Source organism: Microbulbifer variabilis (genome assembly GCF_056232115.1).
On record NZ_CP174325.1, the window covers coordinates 1,327,501 to 1,350,155 of the forward strand.

Annotated in this window: 25 protein-coding genes (1 of these 25 running past the window's edge); 14 read left to right on the forward strand and 11 right to left on the reverse strand. The window is 52.9% G+C overall.

Annotated elements, in window-relative coordinates; translation table 11 throughout:
- From ACJJI7_RS05740 to ACJJI7_RS05750, 3 genes are all read left to right on the forward strand, one after another.
- A protein-coding gene (locus ACJJI7_RS05740) for a MarR family winged helix-turn-helix transcriptional regulator (RefSeq protein ID WP_282952151.1) crosses the window boundary here: on the forward strand, positions 1-294 show its 3' portion. Its footprint begins 147 nt before the window's first position; 294 of the gene's 441 nt are visible here — the last part of the coding sequence; its start codon lies off the left edge, out of view; the stop codon is at positions 292-294.
- 185 nt (positions 295-479) lie between these two features.
- Positions 480-902 (forward strand): organic hydroperoxide resistance protein, encoded by a 423-nt coding sequence (locus ACJJI7_RS05745; RefSeq protein WP_020414097.1) that lies wholly within the window; start codon positions 480-482, stop codon positions 900-902.
- Positions 903-939: 37 nt separating this feature from the next.
- A complete protein-coding gene (locus ACJJI7_RS05750; protein ID WP_282952149.1) occupies positions 940-1,959 on the forward strand; it encodes an alpha/beta hydrolase in 1,020 nt (339 codons plus the stop codon).
- A gap of 49 nt (positions 1,960-2,008) precedes the next feature.
- Here ACJJI7_RS05750 and ACJJI7_RS05755 read toward each other — a convergent pair whose 3' ends face one another.
- From ACJJI7_RS05755 to hutI, 4 genes are all read right to left on the reverse strand, one after another.
- On the reverse strand, positions 2,009-2,410 hold the full coding sequence (locus ACJJI7_RS05755) for a RidA family protein (RefSeq protein ID WP_020414095.1): 402 nt from the start codon (positions 2,408-2,410) through the stop codon (positions 2,009-2,011).
- A 107-nt stretch (positions 2,411-2,517) separates the two neighbouring features.
- Positions 2,518-3,402, reverse strand: coding sequence for a LysR family transcriptional regulator (locus ACJJI7_RS05760; RefSeq protein WP_282952148.1), 885 nt, complete (start codon positions 3,400-3,402; stop codon positions 2,518-2,520).
- Positions 3,403-3,550: 148 nt separating this feature from the next.
- Complete coding sequence (gene hutG / locus ACJJI7_RS05765) at positions 3,551-4,513, reverse strand: formimidoylglutamase (protein ID WP_020414093.1); 963 nt, start codon at positions 4,511-4,513, stop codon at positions 3,551-3,553.
- The gene (hutI, locus tag ACJJI7_RS05770) at positions 4,497-5,726 is read right to left on the reverse strand and encodes an imidazolonepropionase (protein WP_020414092.1); all 1,230 of its coding nucleotides are present in this window, start codon (positions 5,724-5,726) and stop codon (positions 4,497-4,499) included. Before hutI ends, hutG begins: the two co-directional genes overlap by 17 nt.
- A gap of 191 nt (positions 5,727-5,917) precedes the next feature.
- On the opposite strand from hutI, the gene hutC reads away from it, so the two are divergent.
- The 6 genes from hutC (at position 5,918) to ACJJI7_RS05800 (ending at position 11,772) form a co-directional block, all read left to right on the forward strand.
- Positions 5,918-6,628: a histidine utilization transcriptional repressor HutC gene (gene hutC, locus ACJJI7_RS05775; RefSeq protein WP_282952144.1), complete on the forward strand. Its 711-nt coding sequence runs from the start codon at positions 5,918-5,920 to the stop codon at positions 6,626-6,628.
- 89 nt (positions 6,629-6,717) lie between these two features.
- Entirely contained in the window at positions 6,718-8,394 is a 1,677-nt protein-coding gene (gene hutU, locus ACJJI7_RS05780) for a urocanate hydratase (protein WP_282952143.1), read from the forward strand.
- 111 nt (positions 8,395-8,505) lie between these two features.
- A complete protein-coding gene (hutH, locus tag ACJJI7_RS05785; protein WP_020414088.1) occupies positions 8,506-10,056 on the forward strand; it encodes a histidine ammonia-lyase in 1,551 nt (516 codons plus the stop codon).
- 296 nt (positions 10,057-10,352) lie between these two features.
- Positions 10,353-10,691, forward strand: coding sequence for a hypothetical protein (locus ACJJI7_RS05790; RefSeq protein ID WP_020414087.1), 339 nt, complete (start codon positions 10,353-10,355; stop codon positions 10,689-10,691).
- Positions 10,692-10,791: 100 nt separating this feature from the next.
- Positions 10,792-11,292, forward strand: coding sequence for a hypothetical protein (locus ACJJI7_RS05795; RefSeq protein WP_353375918.1), 501 nt, complete (start codon positions 10,792-10,794; stop codon positions 11,290-11,292).
- Between the two features lie 303 nt (positions 11,293-11,595).
- A complete protein-coding gene (locus tag ACJJI7_RS05800; protein ID WP_444902473.1) occupies positions 11,596-11,772 on the forward strand; it encodes a hypothetical protein in 177 nt (58 codons plus the stop codon).
- Positions 11,773-11,835: 63 nt separating this feature from the next.
- Here ACJJI7_RS05800 and pyk read toward each other — a convergent pair whose 3' ends face one another.
- Complete coding sequence (pyk, locus tag ACJJI7_RS05805) at positions 11,836-13,272, reverse strand: pyruvate kinase (RefSeq protein WP_353375917.1); 1,437 nt, start codon at positions 13,270-13,272, stop codon at positions 11,836-11,838.
- A 170-nt stretch (positions 13,273-13,442) separates the two neighbouring features.
- Between pyk and ACJJI7_RS05810 the strand changes: the two genes are divergently transcribed.
- The gene (locus ACJJI7_RS05810) at positions 13,443-13,916 is read left to right on the forward strand and encodes an META domain-containing protein (protein ID WP_020414083.1); all 474 of its coding nucleotides are present in this window, start codon (positions 13,443-13,445) and stop codon (positions 13,914-13,916) included.
- Positions 13,897-14,481, forward strand: a complete 585-nt coding sequence (locus ACJJI7_RS05815) for an META domain-containing protein (protein WP_282953648.1) — start codon at positions 13,897-13,899, stop codon at positions 14,479-14,481. Before ACJJI7_RS05810 ends, ACJJI7_RS05815 begins: the two co-directional genes overlap by 20 nt.
- Positions 14,482-14,648: 167 nt before the next feature.
- Here the strand turns inward: ACJJI7_RS05815 and smrA are convergent, their stop codons facing one another.
- From smrA to ACJJI7_RS05845, 6 genes are all read right to left on the reverse strand, one after another.
- On the reverse strand, positions 14,649-15,239 hold the full coding sequence (gene smrA, locus ACJJI7_RS05820) for a DNA endonuclease SmrA (RefSeq protein WP_020414081.1): 591 nt from the start codon (positions 15,237-15,239) through the stop codon (positions 14,649-14,651).
- Between the two features lie 19 nt (positions 15,240-15,258).
- Positions 15,259-16,122: an SDR family oxidoreductase gene (locus ACJJI7_RS05825; protein ID WP_282952138.1), complete on the reverse strand. Its 864-nt coding sequence runs from the start codon at positions 16,120-16,122 to the stop codon at positions 15,259-15,261.
- Positions 16,115-16,567: an acyl-CoA thioesterase gene (locus ACJJI7_RS05830; protein WP_020414079.1), complete on the reverse strand. Its 453-nt coding sequence runs from the start codon at positions 16,565-16,567 to the stop codon at positions 16,115-16,117. The genes ACJJI7_RS05825 and ACJJI7_RS05830 overlap by 8 nt, the downstream gene beginning before the upstream one ends.
- Before the next feature lie 122 nt (positions 16,568-16,689).
- Positions 16,690-17,178, reverse strand: coding sequence for a protein-export chaperone SecB (gene secB, locus ACJJI7_RS05835; protein ID WP_020414078.1), 489 nt, complete (start codon positions 17,176-17,178; stop codon positions 16,690-16,692).
- A 157-nt stretch (positions 17,179-17,335) separates the two neighbouring features.
- Positions 17,336-17,596 (reverse strand): glutaredoxin 3, encoded by a 261-nt coding sequence (gene grxC / locus ACJJI7_RS05840; protein ID WP_020414077.1) that lies wholly within the window; start codon positions 17,594-17,596, stop codon positions 17,336-17,338.
- A gap of 40 nt (positions 17,597-17,636) precedes the next feature.
- Positions 17,637-18,053 carry a rhodanese-like domain-containing protein gene (locus tag ACJJI7_RS05845; protein ID WP_282952137.1) on the reverse strand — a complete coding sequence of 139 codons (417 nt, stop codon included), beginning with the start codon at positions 18,051-18,053 and terminating at the stop codon, positions 17,637-17,639.
- 227 nt (positions 18,054-18,280) lie between these two features.
- On the opposite strand from ACJJI7_RS05845, the gene gpmI reads away from it, so the two are divergent.
- From gpmI to ACJJI7_RS05860, 3 genes are all read left to right on the forward strand, one after another.
- Positions 18,281-19,828: a 2,3-bisphosphoglycerate-independent phosphoglycerate mutase gene (gpmI, locus tag ACJJI7_RS05850; protein WP_020414075.1), complete on the forward strand. Its 1,548-nt coding sequence runs from the start codon at positions 18,281-18,283 to the stop codon at positions 19,826-19,828.
- Complete coding sequence (locus tag ACJJI7_RS05855; RefSeq protein WP_282952135.1) at positions 19,828-20,955, forward strand: murein hydrolase activator EnvC family protein; 1,128 nt, start codon at positions 19,828-19,830, stop codon at positions 20,953-20,955. The genes gpmI and ACJJI7_RS05855 overlap by 1 nt, the downstream gene beginning before the upstream one ends.
- A gap of 293 nt (positions 20,956-21,248) precedes the next feature.
- On the forward strand, positions 21,249-22,607 hold the full coding sequence (locus ACJJI7_RS05860; RefSeq protein ID WP_282952134.1) for a S41 family peptidase: 1,359 nt from the start codon (positions 21,249-21,251) through the stop codon (positions 22,605-22,607).
- The last annotated feature ends 48 nt before the right edge of the window (positions 22,608-22,655 follow it).

A 22,655-nucleotide genomic window follows, 5' to 3' on the forward strand; every position in this document is an offset into this window, starting at 1 on the left:
CTCTGGGAAGGAGATCAAATCACCGCTACGGAACTGAGTCAGCGCCTTGGGCAGGACAAGGGTGCCCTAACTCCAGTAATCAAGCGCCTGGAGAACCTCAAACTTATCAGCCGTCACCGCGACCCTGGGGATGAACGCAGGGTATTTATTGAGCTGACAACCAGCGGCAAGTCTATGCAAAAAGAGGCCGAGTCGATCCCAGAGAAGGTCTTACTGGCTTGCGGCCTTACCCGCCAATCTGCCAAGGTGCTTAGAGAGCAGATTGAAGTATTGCGCCAAAGCCTAAACCCATAAACCCCTTCGGCCCGTCAGGGGCCCCTTACTTCGTCTACCTTAGCAGTACCTATTGCCCTGATAGGCAAAAGTAATTATCGCAATAATAGTTATCGCAATAACATTTATTTGTGCCTCAGGTATGCCACTCACGGCCCCAAGGGCACTACCCCCGATTTTTATGACAAATTCATGAGGAGACGATTATGCAAACCCTATATAAAGCCGTAGCTACTGCCAACGGAGGCCGTGAAGGCCAAGCCAAATCTTCCGATGGCCACCTGAGCGTAAAACTGTCCATGCCGAAGGAATTAGGCGGCTCTGGCGGCGAAGGGACCAACCCGGAGCAACTGTTTGCAGCCGGCTACTCAGCCTGCTTTATTGGTGCGATCAAATTCGTTGCCGGCAAGCAAAAGGTAAACGTATCCGATGAGACTACTGTGCGTGCGGAAGTTGGTATCGGCCCACAAGGCAATGGATTTGGCCTGGATATTGACCTCTATATCAATATTCCCGGGCTCGATCAGGCTACAGCTGAAAAAATTGCAAACACAGCTCACGAAGAAGTTTGCCCTTACTCCAATGCAACCCGCGGCAACGTCGATGTGCGCCTGCATATATCTGTTTGACAAGTTGCAGTAGCGAACTCTTCAGAAGGTGTTAGTAATGACAAAGCTTAGTATTGCAAAGCTTGCGGTCCCTCTTCTCTTTACTATTGGTGGTATCTCAGCTTTCGCCACCATTTCTCCTGGTGTGGAGCAAAATACGCAGAAATTCCTTAATGCACTGGCCCAAGGTGGTGGCAAGCCCATTGAGCAAATGTCTCCAAGAGATGCCCGCGCTGTTCTTGTAGGTGCACAGCAGGGCGCAACACTCCCACCGGCAGATGTCTCCCATAGAATTATTCATGTGAATGGTGAGAAAATTCGCTTAACCGTGGTTAAACCCAAAAACATCAAGGGCGAGCTACCTGTGTTTATGTATTTCCATGGTGGCGGATGGGTTCTGGGTGATTACCCCACGCATGAACGCCTGATTCGTGATCTGGTAAACCGATCAGGCGCTGCAGCAGTTTATGTTGATTACTCGCCCTCCCCGGAAGCAAAATATCCAACTGCTATTCATCAAGCTTATGCGGCGACTCAGTGGGTAGCAGATCATGGCAAGGAAATCGGAGTTGATGGATCACGTCTTGCGGTAGCTGGCAATAGCGTAGGTGGTAATATGGCAGCCGTCGTTTCCTTAATGGCTAAAAACAAGGGAACTCCGAAGCTCCGATTCCAGCTATTGTTATGGCCAGTTACGGATGCGAACTTTAATAATCAGTCTTACGAGGCGTTCGCTACAGATCACTTCCTGACTAAAAATATGATGGAGTGGTTCTGGGATAGCTACACGACTGACCCGAAGCAACGCGCTGAAATTTATGCATCGCCCCTGCGTGCCAGCATTCAGCAGTTACGCGGGTTACCACCCGCAATGGTTCAAACTGCAGAAATGGATGTACTTCGGGATGAAGGAGAGGCCTATGCCCGAAAGCTGAATGAAGCAGGCGTAACTGTCACTGCTGTCCGCTACAATGGCATGATTCACGACTACGGTCTGTTGAATGTGTTGAGTGATATCCCTGCAGTACAGGATTCTTTGGATCAGGCCGGTGCTCAATTAAGGGACCATCTAAAATAAGGCCGGAACAGATAAAAGTAGCCTCCCAAAGAGGCTACTTTTTATGATCTTAAGATGATATACGCGCTAAAGCTTCTATTTCGACCAAAGTATCCGGTGACGCCAATGATGCAACACCGATCCCAGTGATCGCCGGACGGGCTGTGCCCAAATATTTTGTCAGTATCGGTACAATCTTAGGCATATGCTCACTGAGCTCCCCTCTGATATAAACACGCAGCTGCAGCAGATTATTCACTGACGAATCTCCCTCAGTTAACACCGCTAATAGATTTTCAAATGCACTTTCTGCTTGGGCTTCAATATCTTTATTAACCACTTCATAGTCGGTATTCCAATCCACCTGACCGGAGATAAATATAAGGCCACTGATAACGTCCACTTTACCTTGAGACAGGCCAAAGGGCGCACCATCATATAGTGATTCAGGATTGATATTTAAAATATTCATAAATAAAACTCTGTAACCCGAAAAAAAGTACAGAGCAATACTAGGACTATGGACTTATCAAATCTATTGAGCCAGGCTTGTTACGGATACAAGCAATCTACTATTGGTTAGCTCAAATAATTAACGGCTTTTTCCAGAACCCAACTGATCAGTGGGTCACTTTCAGCAGAGGGGTGAAACGCTGCGACGATTTCATAACCAGGAGGATATTTATCAAGGGGTATTTCATATAGTCCTTCACAAGGTAATAGGCGTGAAGGTATAAAACCCACCATATTGGTCTTCTTCAGATATTCCTTTGTTATAAAAAATGAAGGTGTAGAAATTGCAACATTTCTTTTTAAACCTTGCTTTTCAAGCCATCCATCAGCAGAACCGCGAAAACTGCCCACTCCAGGTGATGTGACGACAAAGTCGTAGTCCATTAGTTTTCTTATAGGTAGATAGTTTTCAAAGCTAATTTCCCTATTTGAAGATATACATAGGTATCTTTCTGTAGCCAGAGGTCGGGCAATCAATCCACTCGGAACGTACCCTTCAGAGGTGAAGGCAAGGTCAATCTCCCCCTGATGCATTTTTTGAGTAAGTGTCGTACTTTCAATATTTTTAATGATTACTTTTATTTTAGGCGCATACTCTCTGAGATCAGCAACTAACTCACCAGTGACAAGAGTTTGTGCATAATCCGTTGCAGATATAACCAGCGTTCTTTCTGATTTGGTGAAGTCGATTGAGTCCGGCGCCGGCATCTCATTAAGCAATATTAGAATTTCACAGATTTTTGGTTCAATCAACTTTGCATAGCTGGTTGGTACCATGCCGTGCCCCGAGCGCACGAACAGAGCATCGCCGAGCATTGTTCGAATTTTCTTTAACTGTAGGCTAACAGCCTGCTGTGAAATATCTAAATTTTCGGCAACCAGGGATAAGTTTCTATACTTAAACAACGTATCCAGTAATTTGAGGTGCGAGATTTCCAGACTCTTAATCATATAAACGGTTCTAGGCACATCCTAGTTGGAATAAATTGTTAGGAGTTTATGAAAAATTCCAGCTCTGTCTTATAAATTCAATTTCTACTTTAAGAGCACCAGTAGGCAAATTGTAACTATCCAGGGAGCTTTCTCATTACGGCAGGCCCTAGCACCTTAGAGCAGCCATGCGGTTAACAATTTGAAATCCTAGCCGGGCGGCAGTGCGAGCAGCATGATCTTCAATATCGAAATAAGGATTAAACTCAGCCATATCAGCAAGGCAAACTTTCTTGGAATCGATCACGGTATCAAGTAACACTTCCAACAAATCAAGTGACACCCCCCGGCCAGAGGGGGCACTTACAGCAGGCATCACTGCAGCAGGCAGAACATCCAGACACACAGTGAGATAGACAAAATCTACTCTATCGGTAAACGCGCGAATTTGCCCCTTTACCTTATCCAGGTTCCAGCTACTGATTTCCCGATCGCGGATTACCTCAGCACCCAGCTCACCTGCCCGGTTATACAGCGCTGGTGTATTGGCGTTATCAGCCGCACCAACACACAGATAATTAAAAGGGCGACCATTGATCTGGCACTGTTCAGCAATCTGGTAAAACGGCGTACCCGATGACCCCTTTGGCGAGGGGATACGCAGGTCCAGATGCGCATCAAAATTAATAACCCCCAGGGTTTTGTCCCGCTGTTGTTCACGCATCCAGCGAGCGATACCTTGATAGCTGCCAAAAGCAATCTCATGACCACCACCCAAAACTAACGGGAAATGACCATTACCTAATAACTCATTTATCCGCGCCCCCAGTAGTGCCTGACCAGACTCCAAGTCCTCACGCTCAACACGAACATTGCCTGCATCATAGAGAGGCAATTCAAAAGTGGCAGGCAGGTTAGCCATTGCCAGGCGCAGGATACGTGGGCCTTTGGCGGCACCGATACGCCCTTTATTACGGCGAACACCCTCATCGGAGGCAAAACCGAGAATGGCGATCCCAGGAGGATTATCCAGCTGTAATGGTGTAACCCGTTGATGCCAACGCTCACCGGCGCGACCATCTTCGCTATCAGTGCGACCACTCCACAGGTGCATATCAGCCAGCTGTAACATCTCTACCTCCGAGAAAAATTTGCGCGGGCTTCAGCGCACCCACTTCATAAGCCAGCAGGTCTGGGGTATCCATCGGCCACAAAACCATATCAGCGCGTAGCCCCGGACGCAGCACGCCGCGAGAGCAACAAAGTCCCAACGCTCGTGCCGCTGATCGGGTCACACCGGCAAGTGCTTCGGCAGGAGTTAGACCAAATAAGTTACAACCCATATTCATCATCAAACGCAAAGAGGCGATTGGACAGCTGCCGGGGTTGAGGTCAGTGGACAGAGCCATGCACACTCCCGCCCCACGCAACTTTTCAACTGGTGGGACCTGGGTCTCATGCAGGGTATAAAAAGCACCTGGTAACAATACCGCCACGGTACCGCTTTCAGCCATAGCCAGTACATCGGCATCGCTGATGTATTCAATATGATCCACGGATAATGCGCCAGCCTTGGCAGCCATAGCCGTTGCGCCGGTACGAGCCAACTGTTCAGCATGTACCTTTACAGGTAAATCGAGTTTCTTTGCAGCATCAATTACCCGCTGGCATTGGTCCACGGAGAAACCGATAGTCTCGCAAAACATATCTACAGCATCTGCCAGCTGCTCTCGCGCCACCGCTGGTAGTATCTGCTCACAAATCAGGTCAATATATTCATCAGGGCGACCATCGTATTCCGGTGGCAGGGCATGAGCTGCCAGGCAGCTGGTCACTATATTTACCGGATTATGTTGGGCCAGGCGGCGGGCGGTTCGCAGTTGCTTTAGCTCGGTATCCAGGTCGAGGCCATAACCGGATTTGATTTCTACCGTAGTAACCCCTTCAGACATCAATGCATGAAGGCGCGGTTCAGATAGTCGATATAACTGCTCGGCACTGGCTGCACGGGTGGCGCGCACTGTAGAAATAATGCCACCACCGGAGCGGGCCACTTCTTCATAGCTCTCTCCCCCCAGGCGGCGGGCAAACTCCCCGGCCCGATGACCGCCATAAACAAGGTGGGTATGGCAGTCGATTAGCCCTGGGGTCAACCACTGGCCCTCACCATCAATAACCTCGTCCGGGGTGCAGTCAGGTAATTCCCGGCGTGGTCCCAACCAGACAATCTTGCCGCCGGTTACCGCTACAGCAGCATCCTCCACAGCACCGTATGCACCCACTATCGAGGGGTCCATGGTGGCGGCATTCACATTCGTAATCAGTAGGTCACAGCGTTCTGTCATAAGCTTCTAGCGGCGCGCTTTTCCTTCTTAAACCATAGATGCCCGGCTGAGCTGCCAGGCAAAAACCGAAGCACTCAGGATACAGACCATAGCCCCGGCTTGACAGTCATCATTTTGGCCACCATAGTAGCCAGAAACACCCATTGTATATACAACCATATACAAGCATTCATTACACTGTACCTGAGTCTATGAATACTGCAAGCGAGCCACGCTACGCGATGATTAAGCGCCATATCCGCCAACAAATTGAAATTGGCGCTTGGCCCGTCCACTTCCAGGTGCCCTCGGAGAACCAGCTGGCGCAAGAGTTTGGTGTCAGTCGTATGACAGCCAGGCGCGCCCTGAGCGAACTGACCGACGAAAGGGTACTGATGCGCTCCCAAGGGCTTGGCACTTTTGTTGCTGAGCCGGTGCCTGCCAGTTCCCTATTAGAAGTGCGCAATATTGCCGATGAGATTTCGGCACGCGGACACAGCTACAGCAACCGCATTTTGCTGGCACAGCAGTGTATGGCCAGCGCTGAAGTGGCGCGCGCCCTGGAAGTGCCCGAACAGGCCAAAGTTTTTCACTCCATTATTGTGCACTGTGATAACGGCCTGCCCATTCAATGGGAGGAGCGCTTCACCAATCCTGCATTAGCCCCGGAATACCTGCAGCAGGATTTCGCCCACACTACGCCCAACGCCTATCTTTCCAGGGTTGCACCTTTAACCGAGGCGGATACCACTGTTGAAGCGATCGCCGCAGAAGCATCCATTGCCTACGCATTGGAAATAGCTACCGGCGATGCATGCCTGCAGGTATGGAGACGCACCAAGAGCAGCGCCGGCACCGTGAGCTTTGCGCGCTTAGTACACCCGGGCAATCGCTACCGTCTGGGTGCACAACTGAGATTCTAGACACTGCTTTATCAAAAAAATCGCCGACTGGCCAAATAGCCAGCAATAAGGGCGCATGAAATTTAACTAATTCATTTTGCGAGGAATCCATGTCCACCGATAAACGTCACGACCCAAGTCGTAAAATCCGCGCTCCTCACGGCACCAAGCTCAATGCTAAAAGCTGGCTTACCGAAGCTCCCCTGCGCATGTTAATGAACAATCTGGATGCAGAAGTTGCAGAGCGCCCGGAAGACCTGGTGGTTTATGGTGGTATCGGCCGCGCAGCACGTGACTGGGAATGCTACGACAAGATTATCGAAGTGCTAACGCGCCTGGAAGAAGATGAGACCCTGCTGGTACAGTCTGGCAAGCCAGTAGGTGTATTTAAAACCCATGCCGATGCGCCGCGAGTATTAATTGCCAACTCCAACCTGGTTCCCCACTGGGCCAACTGGGAACACTTCAACGAGCTGGATAAAAAAGGCCTGGCCATGTATGGCCAGATGACCGCCGGCTCCTGGATCTATATCGGCTCCCAAGGCATCGTACAGGGAACCTATGAAACCTTTGCAGCAGTGGCACGCAAACATTTTAACGGAGAAGCAAAAGGCAAATGGATTCTCACCGGCGGCCTCGGCGGCATGGGTGGCGCCCAGCCCCTGGCAGCCACTATGGCAGGCTTCTGCATGATCGCGGTGGAGTGCGATGAAACCCGTATCGATTTCCGTTTGCGCACTGGCTATGTAGACAGGAAAGCCACCAGTCTCGACGAAGCGCTGCAAATGATTGAAGAGGCCATGGAAAAAGGCGAAGCCATTTCGGTTGGCCTGCTGGGCAACGCAGCCGATATTTTCCCGGAAATTGTGCAGAGCAATATTCTGCCAGATTCAGTTACCGACCAAACTTCCGCACACGACCCTTTAAATGGTTACCTGCCTAAAGGCTGGACCATGGAATACGCTGCAGAAATGCGGAAAAAAGACGAGGCCGCGGTGGTAAAAGCGGCCAAGCAATCCATGGCTATCCAGGTGGAAGCCATGCTGGAGCTGCAAAAGCGCGGCGCCGCCACCCTCGACTACGGCAACAATATTCGCCAGATGGCCCTCGAAGAGGGTGTGGAAAATGCCTTCGACTTCCCCGGATTTGTACCCGCCTATATTCGCCCGCTGTTCTGTGAAGGTGTAGGCCCTTTCCGCTGGGCGGCCCTGTCCGGCAACCCGGAAGATATCTACAAGACCGATGCCAAAGTTAAAGAGTTGATCCCCGACAATCCGCAGCTGCATAACTGGCTTGATATGGCCCGTGAGCGCATTCATTTCCAGGGACTGCCCGCACGTATCTGTTGGGTTGGTCTGAAAGATCGTGCCCGCTTGGCTCTGGCATTTAACGAAATGGTCGCCAATGGCGAATTGGAAGCACCAGTGGTTATCGGCCGCGATCACCTAGACAGCGGCTCAGTGGCCAGCCCTAATCGCGAGACAGAGGCCATGATGGATGGCTCCGATGCTGTCTCCGACTGGCCGTTGCTAAACGCCCTATTGAATACCGCCTCCGGTGCCACCTGGGTATCCCTGCACCACGGTGGTGGTGTCGGCATGGGCTTCTCCCAACATTCAGGTGTGGTGATTGTCTGTGACGGCACCGAAGCTGCGCGCAAGCGTATCGAGCGTGTTCTCTGGAATGACCCTGCCACCGGCGTAATGCGCCACGCTGATGCCGGCTATGAAGTCGCGAAAAAATGTGCAAAAGAACAGGGCCTCGACCTGCCCATGCTGAAAGACTGATTTTTTACCGCAATAAAAATACCGCCGGTAGAAATCTCTTACGGCCCGAATAATTTTTTCGGGCTGGACGACCGGCGCCAGTGCAGTAAATATTTTTTGGTGAATTAATTTATGTATCAATTGGAAATCGATCCCGGCCAGTTAAGCCTTGCGCAACTGCGCCGCGTAGCTCGCGAGTCGGTGCAGCTGTCCCTGGCAAAAAGTGCCTACCCCGCTATCGAAGCTTCTGCCCACACCGTTGCCCAGGTAATTACCGAAGGCCGCACGGTATACGGTATCAATACCGGTTTTGGCCTACTCGCCAACACTCGCATTGAAAAGCACGACCTGGAAAACCTGCAACGCGCTATTGTACTGAGCCATGCCGCCGGCACCGGCAACTTTATGAGCGAAGCTACCGTACGCTTGCTGATGGTACTGAAAATCAACTCCCTGGCCCGCGGTTTTTCCGGCGTGCGCCCTCAGGTTATTGAAGCACTGATACAACTGGTTAATGCAGGCGTTTACCCTGCAATTCCCGAAAAGGGCTCTGTAGGTGCTTCAGGTGACTTGGCACCGCTGGCCCATATGAGTGTGGTACTGCTGGGCGAAGGTGAAGTATTTATTAAAGGCGTACGCAAGCATGCCCATGAGGGCCTGAAAGCCGCAGGCCTGGAGCCTATCACCCTGGCTCCCAAAGAGGGCCTCGCCCTGCTAAACGGCACCCAGGCTTCCACCGCCTTTGCTCTGCTCGGCCTGTTCGCCAGCGAGGATTTATTCGCCGGCGCACTGGTTACCGGTGCCATGACACTGGAAGCCGCCAAGGGCTCACGCCGTCCCTTCGACGACCGTATCCACAACGCCCGTGGCCAACAGGCACAGCGGGATGTCGCCGCCGTTTACCGCGACCTGCTCGGTGAAAATAGCCAGATCGGTGATTCACATCAGTTTTGCGAGAAAGTGCAAGATCCCTACTCCTTGCGCTGCCAACCCCAGGTAATGGGCGCCTGTCTCCAACAAATGCGCTTTGCCGCTGAAGTGCTGCTGGCCGAAGCAAATGGTGTTTCCGACAACCCACTGGTATTTACCGACGAGAAAAACCCGGATAACTCTGACATTATTTCCGGCGGTAATTTTCACGCGGAACCAGTGGCCATGGTCGCCGATAACCTGGCGTTGGCACTGGCAGAAATCGGCTCGCTATCCGAACGCCGTATGGCCCTGCTGATCGACAGCAACTTGTCCGGCCTGCCCCCGTTCCTGGTGGAAAATGGCGGAGTAAACTCTGGCTTTATGATCGCCCAGGTTACTTCTGCCGCATTGGCCAGTGAAAATAAATCCATGGCACATCCTGCCAGCGTGGACTCCCTGCCCACTTCCGCAAACCAGGAAGACCACGTTTCCATGGCGACTTTTGCCGGCCGCCGCCTGCGGGAAATGGCCGACAATACCTGTGGTATTTTGGCTGTGGAATTACTCGCAGCTTGCCAGGGGTTGGATTTTCGCGCTCCATTAAAGTCCACAGAAAAACTGGAATCGGCGAAGACAAAACTGCGCGAGCGAGTGCCTTTCTATGATAAAGACCGTTACTTTGCTCCGGATATTGAAGATGCTAAACAGCTACTAAGCAGCGGCGCTTACCTCGATGCTGTAAGCCCGTTAGTACTGCCGAGCGCCAAATAATTTGATTTAGCTCCCGCAACCAGCAAGGCTGGCAGGAGCCTTTCTCACAAAATATCGGCGATATTCCATCCCGGTATTTTGTGAATATTTAGTGGTTTTACCCCCCTCCCCACCTTACCGTTTTTGCTCCAGACAACCGCCTCTCAGAAGTGGGACTTTCCATTCGTCTCATCTCATTACCAATTTGCCCGCCAATCCCCTACTAGAACATTTTTTTTACTTCATGATGATTTTTGCGACAAAAGTGCTAGGCTGATTATTAGACGTTTTACCCGCCAAAAGGCGTGGAGGTCTTGATGAAATCGCTGTCCAGAAGGCTGCTCTGTGGCTCTGGCTTTGCACTGGCAATCGCAGCGGGAGCTTCCCTCTCTGCTTGCAGTGGTTCCGGCTACCCATGTGGGAGTTACGATTGTTCAGCCAGTTATTACGGATACAGCCCTTATTACAGTAAGACCTATTACAACCTGCGTGGTCGCTATGCCCACTGTCACCCCGATGGCACTTGTCACAACGTGCAGCATTGTAATTTCTACTGGGACGGCAATTTCTACCGCCTGAGACCACCGGCAGTAGTGAACAGAGGCTTTCAGGTGCTTGATCCTCCCGACCCACGCTTCCGCGCCAGGCCCTATTAATCCCGAAATTTAGTGTTCGCCAGATTGGCACACACAAGGGGCTTGCCCCCTGTGGGCACGGCCTCTCCGGGGGGAAATTCCACTTACCGGAGAAAGCACTATGAATAGAGCTGTGAAGTCGGTGATTATCGCCGCCACGGTATGTGTGGGCCTCACCTTAGGGGCCTGTACAACCGGAGGTTATGGTGGCTATTACAGTGGGGGGGGAATCGCCTATACCTCCTCTTACGTATACCCTTACGCCACCCCCAACTACTACCCTTCAAGTAATATTTATGTCTCCTACCGAACGCCCGTTTACCAGTACTACCGGGCAACACCGCGCTACGGCTACTACTATGGCGGAGCCTACTCCTATTACCGCTCCCCCGCGCTCCGCGGAAATCCTCGCTATCGTGCGAGGTACTACTATCGTGGGCTGCCTTACTACAACCGCTTCTACTCTCCCAGACCATCCTACCTGCGTGTTCGCGCCTACCATGGCGGATATCGCGGCCACCGAGTGTATCGCAGCCATCGCGGGTATAGAGGACATCGCGGTTACAGAGGGCATCGCGGGTATCATCGCGTTCGTGGAGGGCATTACCGCGGGAGACGCTAATCATCCGCTGTTATAAAAATTTTTACCCCACCGGGATTTTTCCTAGTCCCGGTGGGGCACTAAAAAAGCGGGACAGACATTGGTCTTTAAAGTGAACACAACCCTGAAATCTGGGCCTCAAAAAACCAATACTCTAGAAATTGAAAGTTTCGACAAGCTATCTTCACCTCATCACTTGCGATAAGTGTCGCCACAATTTACAAAATGTCGCTTATTTCCTCACTTTGACATTTATTCCCTCTAATCTGAGAAAAGACACATCACAAGCTTGTGCAACTCATTGCAAGTCAAGAGGTAACTGCGGTGCAGAAATTACTACTGCTTCTGCTTACCATGGCCCTGGCAACAGGAGTTGCCGGTTGTTCGACAACCGCGCCCAAGGGAAGCCCCAAGTCACTGTCCTTGAACGGGCAAAAATTTCACTGTGTAGAGCAGGAATTGGAAACTAAAACCCTGGTGCGTTGTAGCCGCTCCGGCTAAAAATAGATTTAAATACTCCGATTTTTATTTAAATTTGAAATTTACAGTTGAGTAAGATGAGCTTTACTCAACGCGAACAACCCGCAGGGTATCTGTGTGACCACCAATATCCTGTTGATAGCCTCGCGAAACCAAAACAAAATCTCCTGGCATTAACAGCTTCCTCTGCTTCAGGTGGCCTATTGCCTTTTGGTCCCTGGAGGGTCCATCCATGCCCGCAACTGCCATCAATACCGGATCGACGCCCCGGTAAAGCGCCACACGGTTACAGATACGGCGGTGTCGACAAAAGGCATAAATGGGGATTACCGAACGGACCCGTGACATCAGTAGAGCAGTATTTCCGGTTTCGGTCTGGCAGATAATCGCCTTGATATCCCTGCAATGATTCGCAATGGTAATAGCAGCCACAGCAATACAAGCATCACCAGCCGGATAATTACCACGTAAAATATCTGAGGGCCTCTGGGTAGCACGGTGTTTTTCCGCCCCAATAATCACCTCAGCCATATGCCGCACTGTCTCCACCGGGTAACGACCGCTGGCAGTTTCCGCCGAGAGCATTACCGCATCAGTACCATCCAGGACAGCATTGGCAACATCACACACTTCGGCCCTTGTCGGCACTGGGTTGGAAATCATCGACTCCATCATTTGAGTAGCGGTGATTACTGTGCGATTCAGGTAGCGCGCAAATTTAATCAGGTGTTTTTGTACCCCCATTAACTCCGCATCGCCAATCTCTACCGCCAAGTCACCGCGTGCCACCATTATTGCGTCGCTTGCCAGGATTAATTTTTCCAAATGCGCATCACTGGAAACCGCTTCAGCACGCTCTATTTTGGCGATGATTTGGGAAGTGCCGCCAGCCTGTTGCAGGAGTTCCCGCGCCCGGTGAATATCCTGAGCCTCACGGGGAAAGGAAACAGCCAGGTAATCCAGTTGCAACTCCGCGGCTACCTGAATATCCCGCAGGTCTTTTTCAGTCAAGGCCGGGGCTGTGAGTCCTCCACCTTGTTTATTAATCCCTTTGCGATCCGAAAGCCAGCCCCCTGACTCCACTTCAGTAATAACTTCAGTGCCTTCGATTTTTTTTACTCGCAAACTGAGGCGACCATCGTCCAATAAGAGGCAATCGCCGAGGACACAATCCTGTGCTAACTGGGGATAATCCACCGATACCCCATTGGCATCGCCACCCGCATCCGCTCGGTTGGGGTCGAGGACAAATTCCGAACCGCTCTCCAGTAAAACTCGACCATCGCCAAATTTGCCCACCCGAATTTTAGGTCCCTGCAAATCACCGAGAATCGCAACATGACACCCCTGCCGCGCCGCCTCAGCACGAACCTGTTCGGCCCGGCGGCGGTGATCTGCGGAAACACCATGGGAAAAATTGAGGCGTACCATATTGACTCCCTCCGCAATCAACTGGCAGAGGGTATCGCTCTGGTCACTCGCGGGACCGAGTGTGGCGACAATTTTCGTGCGTCTGATCATGTCTGTATTTATCCGCAAATCCCTACCCCCATCTCAGTGGAAGCATAGCTTGTCACTCCTGTCGACTCCCTATCGCAGGCAATTACTAGGCTTATATATGAGGCAGATTCCGGCTGGATATATTGGACAAAGCGGGAAAACGAAAATCGGAATAAGGGAGTTATTCGCCAATGAGCAGGTTGGTGCAAATATGGCTACTGGGAGCCCTGCTGGTAATTGGCGGATGCCTGGCAACCGGTTCGGAGGAAGCAAGAGTCATACAAAATGCGGGGAACCCGCAGAGTGTATGCGGTAAAAAGTGGCAGTTGGTGCGCCTGCGAGTTAACGGGGCCGCTATCCCGGTACAAAAACCGGAAAACTTCACATTCCTGTGCAACCCCGATGGCAATGTAATGGGCCGCAGCGGCATCAATACCTATCGTGGGGAATTACAAATTACGGCCAACGGCCAGATGTTGTGGGACACCTCCAGCTTTGTATCTACCAAAATGGGCGGTCCACCCCAGCTGCTGCAACAGGAACATACTTACCTGCGGGCGCTCTCCGGCACCCGCCAAGCTTTTACCAAATCCCGGGGAAAACGCCTGATCCTGCGCGATGCTTCCGGTGATATATATATTGAATATGTCCGTGCAGGACCTTGAACGCCACCACAGACCGCTGGTAATTTTTACGATTAAATGTCGCAATACTTACGAGAACGACATCATGCCGCGAGATCACTTACGCTTGCAGCTTATGATTCCAAGCCTGCTCGCCCTGCTTCTTTCCGGGTGTATGTCCTTTGACGCCCCCAGTGAACCCCAGCCTCTCCGACATTCAGCCTGGTCTGCCTGTAATCACGAGTGGGTTCTGTCCAGTCTGAAAGATGGCGAACATACCTATGAGTACCTACTCATATGGCGGAAATTTTGGCGCGAAAGACCTTTTTTCACCTGTGACCGCTTTGGTTTTGTACGCGGAAGCGGCGGTGTAAACCCCTACCTGGGACGCTTTTCCCTGGAGAGCAACGGTGCTCTGTCCTGGTCAACAGTCCCAGCCATCTCACGTAAAGGCCGGGCCCATCCCAGTGATGAGCTGGAGGCCGACTACCTGAAGGCACTGCGCAAAGCCCGACTCCTCGAAGTCGTTGGGGACAAATTGATTATGAGTAGTCGCGACAGCAATACCCGGCTCGAATTTAGTCGGGTTGATGAAATCATGCGCTAAGATCACTCTACACAAAGGTTACAAGCATAAAAAAGGCGACCCAAAGAGTCGCCAATATTACAATCAAGAAGAATCAAAAAGATGAGTCAGATGCGCATTCGCTTAAGAAAGCCTCTATGCCGCGCATCATACTTTCAAAAAGTGACAAAAACATGACCACGGCGCACCTACAAACGGCGACGCTGGTGCCTCTCCAGGTTTTCCTGCCGCTTGCGCTCACTCTTGCGTAGTAACAAATAGGTCGCACCCATACCACCATGTTGCTTCTGCGCACTGTGGAAAGCTAGAACCTCATCCAGTTGCGGCAACCAGTGATTAATACAGCTTTTCAAAAGCGCCGGCTGCTTACGTCCCTCCCCTTTTCCATGAGTGATCAGGGCACAGCGTACGTCCGCCTCCACACAATCCCGCACAAATTCCACGACGATACTACGCGCCATCTCCACAGAGTGGCGATGCAAATCCAGGCGAGCATCCACTGTGTACTTACCCAGACGCAAATTGCGGAATACCCCGTTTTGCACCCCATCCCGCTTAAACTCAATAGGGTCCCAGGGTGCCACCAGCTCAACATACTCGCCGGAGAGGGGATTCATTTCGCGCTCAGTCTTGCGAGTGGCCGCAGCGCGGCGCTCACGCAGGATTTGCTCAGGTGTTTCACCTTCCTTGCGCAATGTCACCCGGCGCTCCTGCACCAGTGGTTTAACCCCCCCCAGTTCACCGAGGGCGTCTTTAAATAACTTGCTGTCGCTGCTCACGAAATACCCCCTGCCAGCGTCAGTCTAGAAATAAATCCTTAGTTAATTCCCCCGCATTGGACGGGTTGTGAGCATAGTCGGTAAAGTCCTTTACACCACGCTCCACCAGAAGCTCTTCATCGATTAACTGGCGTCCAGTAAGAGTACCTTTCTCAGTCGCCAGTATTTCGTAAGCAGCATCCGCCATGATCGCCGGTTTGCGGCTCTGTTCAAACATCTCGCGGTTGCCCACCGCAAATTCGATTGCCGCAGTAGCCACCAACGTACGCGGCCATAAAGTAGTCACGCTAACTCCCGCCTCACGCAGCTCTTCAGCCAACCCCAAACTCAAGATGGTCATACCGAATTTGGAAAGGGCATAGGGGGCAAAGGGCCCCAACCACTTGGGCTGTAAATTCAGCGGGGGGCACAAGCTGAGAATATGGGCGTTGTCAGACTTCTTAAGGTAGGGAATTGCCAAGTGAGCCGTCAGATACACTGCGCGACTGTTGATGTTCTGCATCAGGTCGTAGCGCTTGGGCGGGGTGGACTCTACATTGGTCAGGTTGATCGCGCCGGCATTATTGATCACCGCGTCGATACCCCCAAACCTGTCTGCGGCCTGAGCCATCGCGTCCTGAACCCGCTGCTCATCACGCACATCCACCTGCAGGGCCAAGGCCTTTCCACCAGAGCCCTCAACCTCCTGGGCGACCGAGAAGATGGTGCCGGGCAGCTTTGGATGTGGTTCTGCCGACTTGGCAGCAATCACAATGTTTGCACCGTCCGCTGCGCACTTCAGCGCTATAGCACGACCAATACCTCGGCTGGCGCCGGTGATAAAAATGGTCTTGTCCTTAAGTGCCCCTGTATTCTCTGTCAGGGTTACAAACTCTTCACTCATATTCCTCAGCCTCCGGGGCAATAACTGCCGGACTGTAAATTTCCTTGAAGATCGCCGGCATACGTTTCGGCCTACCACTGGACAGCTCGATGCACACCATCCGCCACTGGGCCCGCAATACCAGTGCCCCATCGGCGGCGCGAAAGACTTGAAAGCGGCGGGTCATATTCAGGCGCCCATCCACCTCTGTCAGCCAGGTGCCAAATACCAGTTCATCCCCCTCTCTCGCCGCCAGTATATAGTCATACTCTCCGTGGCGAATGGCCATTCCCCGGTCGAGATCCTGGTAATTCGTGACATCTAATCCCAGTTCAGCACTGTGAGCCCAGGCTGTAGCTTCACACCAGTGCACATATTCCGCATTGTTGGCATGGCGCAGGCCATCTACATGGTGTGTACCTACGGTCACTCTGCGCGTAAAGGGTGTCGGTAAATCCCACTGCATAAGCAACTCCCAGCAATTCTTTAGGTTCTTATGGGAACAGAAATTCCACCACTCGCCCAGAGGGCAAGTTGCAGGTATAAAAAAAGGCCCCCTCAGGGACCTTTTTGACAAGTGACGTGTGATTATGCGTCAGCTTGTGCACCTTCGGCCTGCTTCTGGGCCTGATCCAGCGCCTGGGCGAACAGCGCATCAAAGTTAACCGGCGGCAGCATCAGGGCCGGGAAAGAACCTTTAACTACAGCGTTGTCGATCACTTCGCGGGCGTAGGGGAACAGGATTTGCGGGCAGGCAGTATTCAGTGCCTGGGCCAGCTGCTGACCTTCCAGACCTTTAATGCCAAACAGGCCGGCTTGTTTTACTTCCACCAGGAAGGCGGTGTCTTCTTCCAGCTTCACAGTGATAGTCAGAGTGAGCGCAACCTCATACAGGTCTTCATCAACCTTGGCGGTCTTGGTGTTCAGCTCCTGGTTAACCTGGGGCTTCCACTGTTTCTTGAAAACCTCGACACCCATGGGAGTCTCGAAGGAGAGGTCCTTCAGGTAGATACGCTGCATCGCGAATTGTACTTGTGGAGCCTCTGCGTTTGCCGCGCCGTTTAATTCTTCAGCCATGTTACAGCCTGTTCTTTATAAAGTTTATTGATGCCTTCCGTGAGAAAGACTCCCTGTATGAGTCTTCAGATTGGGGCCTGAAAATACCGTTTCAAGGCCCGGTACGGATAAATAGCAAAAACCTGCCGCCGCATGTGGCACACGGCGACAACCTTTTTCAGCCAGTGGATTTCAGTAACTTATCCAACTTGCCAGCGCGCTCCTGCGCCATCAAATCGTCGCAACCTCCCACATGAACATCGCCAACCCAAATCTGCGGCACTGAGCGGCGCCCCGCTTTAGCCGCCATCTGCGCACGCAGTTCCGGTTTATTATCCACCGCGATCTCGCGATAGCTCACGCCCTTGCTGTCGAGTAGTTGCTTGGCACGAATACAGTAGGGACAGAAACGGGTGGTGTAGATGACTACATCCTGCATAACAAAACTCCGCCAAATGCTATCAAAACAAGCTACCGCTCTAACTCTTTCCCTTGACCAATGGCAGGTTCTGGTTGCTCCACTCACTCATGCCACCCTGCAGGCGGCGCACCTGGAAGCCTTTTTGTTTCAACATACGCCCTACAGGCCCTGCGTGCTGACCCATTTTGTCCGCGACAATAATGACCTTATCTTTAAAAGGCTCCAGCTCAGCAATGCGCTCAGCCACGTCCCCGTGGGGGATATGCAGGGCATCGACGATATGCCCGTCAGTGAATTCACTGCGATCGCGCACATCCAGCACCTTGGCCCCATCGCTGTTAATCAGCCGGGTAACTTCATGCATGGATACCGGTACACCGGCCTTATAGCGCTCGCTCAGAACCAGCGCATAGAGCAATGCCACGAGCAGGCCAACCAACAGCCATTGCTCACTCAAAAAGACGAAAAAATCCACTCCGCCCCCAAAATCCTTAGTGGTTATCGTTACGGCGCTGCTGCGCCAAAGCTGGCGGGAGTATACACGATTGTGGCGAATTTCTAACCAGTAAAATGGTACCTCCGCCGTGCTTACACTACCTTTGCGAGGCTGCGCCCTGGCTAATCGACATGGTTAAATGATGGCCGAACAGGTTAAAATCCGCGTCCGCAATTTAAACCATCCAATAGAGGAATCCCGTCGCTATGGCCGCTCCGCAAGCCCCGCACAAACGCCCCTTGGTCCTGCTGATTCTGGACGGCTTCGGCCACAGCGACAATCCCGAGCACAATGCGGTTCACGCCGCAAACTCCCCGGTTTGGGACAACATCTGGGCCAGCCGCCCAAAAACCCTGATCCAGACCTCCGGTATGGCAGTGGGCCTACCCGATGGACAAATGGGTAATTCTGAAGTGGGACACATGACCCTGGGTGCCGGCCGAGTGGTGTATCAGAACTTCACCCGGATCAACAAAGCAATTCAGGATGGCGACTTCTTCCGCAACACTGCCTATACAGCGGCTGTGGACAAAGCCATCGCCAATAACGGTGCGGTGCACATTATGGGGTTACTGTCTGAAGGCGGTGTGCACAGCCATGAAGACCACATCGTCGCTATGGTGACCCTGGCTGCGCAGCGCGGTGCCCGCGCCATTTATGTACACGCTTTCCTGGATGGTCGTGACACGCCGCCGCGCAGCGCCGAGCCCTCTATCGCACGGCTGATGCAGGTATGTGATTCCATAGGCAATGCTCATATGGCTACCCTTGCCGGCCGCTACTTTGCCATGGACCGCGATCAACGCTGGGAGCGCACCGAATCTGTCTACGACATGCTCACCCTCGGTACCTCAGAGTACAAAGCGTCTGACGCCCTGGCCGGATTGGCCGCCGCTTATGAGCGCGGTGAAAGTGATGAATTCGTTGCCCCGACAATTATCGGCGAGCCCGCTCCCATCCAGAATGGCGACGCTCTTATCTTTATGAATTTCCGCCCAGATCGCGCGCGCCAGCTGACTCGCGCCTTCACCGAAACGGACTTTAGCGGCTTCAAGCGCAAAGCCAAACCAGAACTGGCGGACTTTGTGATGACCACCGAATACGCTGCGGATATCCACGCCAGCTGTGCCTTCCCACCGGAAAATCTGGTGAATTCCCTCGGTGAATATCTGTCGACTCAGGGCAAGACCCAGCTGCGCATTGCCGAGACCGAAAAATACGCCCACGTTACTTTCTTCTTCAGCGGCGGTCGCGAAGAGCCCTACAGCGGTGAAACCCGCGAACTGATCAAGTCCCCCGACGTAGCTACTTACGACCTACAACCGGAAATGAACGCGCCGAAAGTCACCGACAAGCTGGTGGCGGCGATTGAGAGCGGCGCATATGACGCCATTATCTGTAACTACGCCAATGGCGATATGGTCGGCCACACAGGGGTATTCGAAGCCGCTGTAAAAGCCGTGGAAGCCCTGGACCAATGTGTGGAACGTGTCGTAGATGCTGCCCTGGCCGCCGGCGGCGAAGTACTGATTACTGCTGACCACGGCAATGTAGAAGAAATGTTCGACGCCAACTCCGGCCAGGTCAGCACCCAGCACTCCACCCTGCCGGTACCATTTGTCTACATCGGTGAACGCAATGTACAAATGTGTGACGGAGGCAGTCTGGCGGACGTGGCTCCAACCATGTTAGCGTTGATGGATCTGCCACAGCCGGCAGAGATGACCGGCCACAGTTTGGTAAAAATGGACTGATGAAAACTCTCGTACTCTTCCTGATTGCCCTGCTGTCACTGCCCGCCTGGAGCCAGGCAGAAGCGGACCAGCAGGCACGCCTCGCGGAAATCAAGCAGCGCATCGAATCCCTGCAACTGGAACTTAACCAGGTGCGCGGGCAGCGCGACCAGCTGCTCAAGGATCTGGAAGAGAACGAGAAGGACATCTCAGGGCTTCACCGGCGGATAGACCAGATTAAAAAAGATATGCGCAGCCGCTCGGACAAGTTGCGTGAACTGCAGCGGGAACAGAAGCAGCTGCAGGAGGCGCGACGAAGTATGCAGCGGCGGGTCGAACAGGAGATCGCCGCCGCTTACCGACTAGGCCGACAAGAACAGATCAAGCTCCTGCTCAACCAACAAGATCCCCAGAACATCGCTCGCCAACTCCGCTATCACGATTACTTCCTCCAAGAACGCAGCCACACCATTGACAGCTACCTGGAAACCCTCGCCTCACTAGAGACCGTCAGCAGTTCTATTGAGCGTGAGCAGCTAGTTCTGCAGGGAGAACGGGAACAGCTACAGGAGCGCCAGAGTAAGTTGCGCAGTGCCCAGAAGAATCGCAAACGCACCCTCGACAAGCTGGCTGCGAAACTCGCTGATGGCAGTGGCGAGCTTAAGCAATTGCAGGGCGATCGCTCACGCTTGCAAAAATTGATTGATGAAGTTGGCCGCGCCATCGCCTCTCTCGTGAATCCAGGGGAGCAAAAGCCCTTTGCTCGCCAGCGAGGCAAGATGCAGTGGCCGGTAAAGGGGCGCCGCGCCAACGCCTATGGACAGCGCCGCACCAATGGCATCACCTGGAAGGGCGTGACTATCCGCGCAGCCGAAGGAGAGCCTGTGCGTGCTATACACCGCGGGCGAGTGGTATTTTCTGACTACCTGCGCGGCCACGGCATGCTGGTGATTCTCGATCACGGTGACGGCTATATGAGCCTCTATGCACACAACCAATCCCTTACCCGCAATATTGGCGAGTGGGTGGAGAGCGGTGAAACAATCGCGCGCGTGGGCAATACAGGCGGGCTTACTCAGAGCGGTGTCTATTTTGAGATCCGCCATCGCGGTAAGGCGAAAGATCCAACTGCTTGGTGCCGATCCTGATAAGCTGTCGGCGGCAGAGGCCCAATCTTTTGTCGCCATTCCACAACAATCGCTGTGATGAATAAGGTTTCAAGTACACTTTCTTCTATCGGGTGTCCTGTCCTAACAAACCACTAGGCCAGGAAGTCCAAAGACCCCGCCACCAGCTACTCAGCCCACCTGTAAGACAGTTCGTTTTATCGCGACTAAGCCTATGACATCGTAGAAAATGGCGTCATCTTAGAATCCCTGCCAATCTCTGCGGTCTACACTTTCGCAAAGCAGCGAAGAAATAAGGCAGAGGTCACAACAACATGTTCATACCCAAGGCGCTGACCACCTTTCTCGGCGCGGCCACCCTCGCAACCCTGCCTTTGATGGGTCTTAGCGAAGGAGGCAAGCAACCCGATGTCATCGCCGAGGCCACCGGGCGCCTACCTCTAGAAGACTTACGCAGCTTTGCCAAAGTATTCGAGCAAATCCGCCAGGGGTATGTCGAGGAAGTAGACGATCGTACCCTGCTTGAATATGCCATCAAAGGTATGCTGCAGGGCCTCGACCCTCATTCTTCCTACCTCGACCGCCGCTCCTTCGATGACCTGCAAGCCAATACCACCGGCGAATTTGCCGGCCTGGGTATCGAGGTTGGTATCGCGGATGACCACATTACCGTGGTGACACCGATGGACGATACTCCTGCCTCGCGCGCGGGCTTAAAGGCCGGGGATGTCATATTGCGCCTTGCGGGTAAATCCATGAAGGGTGTCAGCCTGGATGAGGCGGTGGAATGGATGCGTGGCCCCAAAGGCAGCAGTGTCACCCTGACTATCGCCCGCAAAGGCCACAAAGAACCTTTCGATGTCACCCTCAAACGCGACACCGTGCGTGTGCGCAGTGTGCGCAGTAAAGTACTCGATGAAGGCTACGGCTATTTACGCATCAGTCAGTTCCAACTGGATACCGGCACCGATGTGGCAGAAGAGTTAATCAAGCTGCAGAAAAAGGGCCCTCTCAAAGGCCTGATTATCGATCTGCGCAATAATCCAGGTGGTGTCCTGCAATCTTCGGTTGAAGTAGTGGATGCTTTCCTGGAAGAAGGGCTGGTCGTCTATACCGAGGGCCGTAATGAATCCTCCAATCTGAGCTACTCTGCCGAACCCGGAGACCTGACAGAAGGTGCTCCACTAGTAGTGCTGATCAATGCCGGCTCTGCCTCGGCAGCGGAAATTGTCGCCGGAGCTCTACAGGACCACCGCCGCGCCGTAGTAATGGGGACTGATAGCTTTGGCAAAGGCTCAGTGCAAACAGTGATTCCCATCACTAACGAGCGCGCAATCAAACTCACCACAGCACTTTATTACACCCCCAATGGACGCTCGATCCAGGCCCAGGGCATCACTCCGGATATTGTGGTGGAAAGGGTAAAGATCACCCGCCTGGAAAATTCCAAGCGCCCCACAGAAGCCGACCTTGCCGGACACCTGAATAACGGCAACGGCGGTGCCGATCGCACCTCTGAGGATCGCGCGCGGGAGCAGGAAGAGCGGGATAACTGGCTGGATCGTGACAACCAGATCTTCGAAGCACTCAATGTGCTCAAAGGGCTGAATCTCTACGCTCACAGGGACAGGGGTCTGCGCGAACGCTTCGCCCGCACAGACGAAAAGCTGTAACTGGCGCGCGGCGGGCCTCCCGGCCCGCCGCCAGCGCACTCGCTCAAA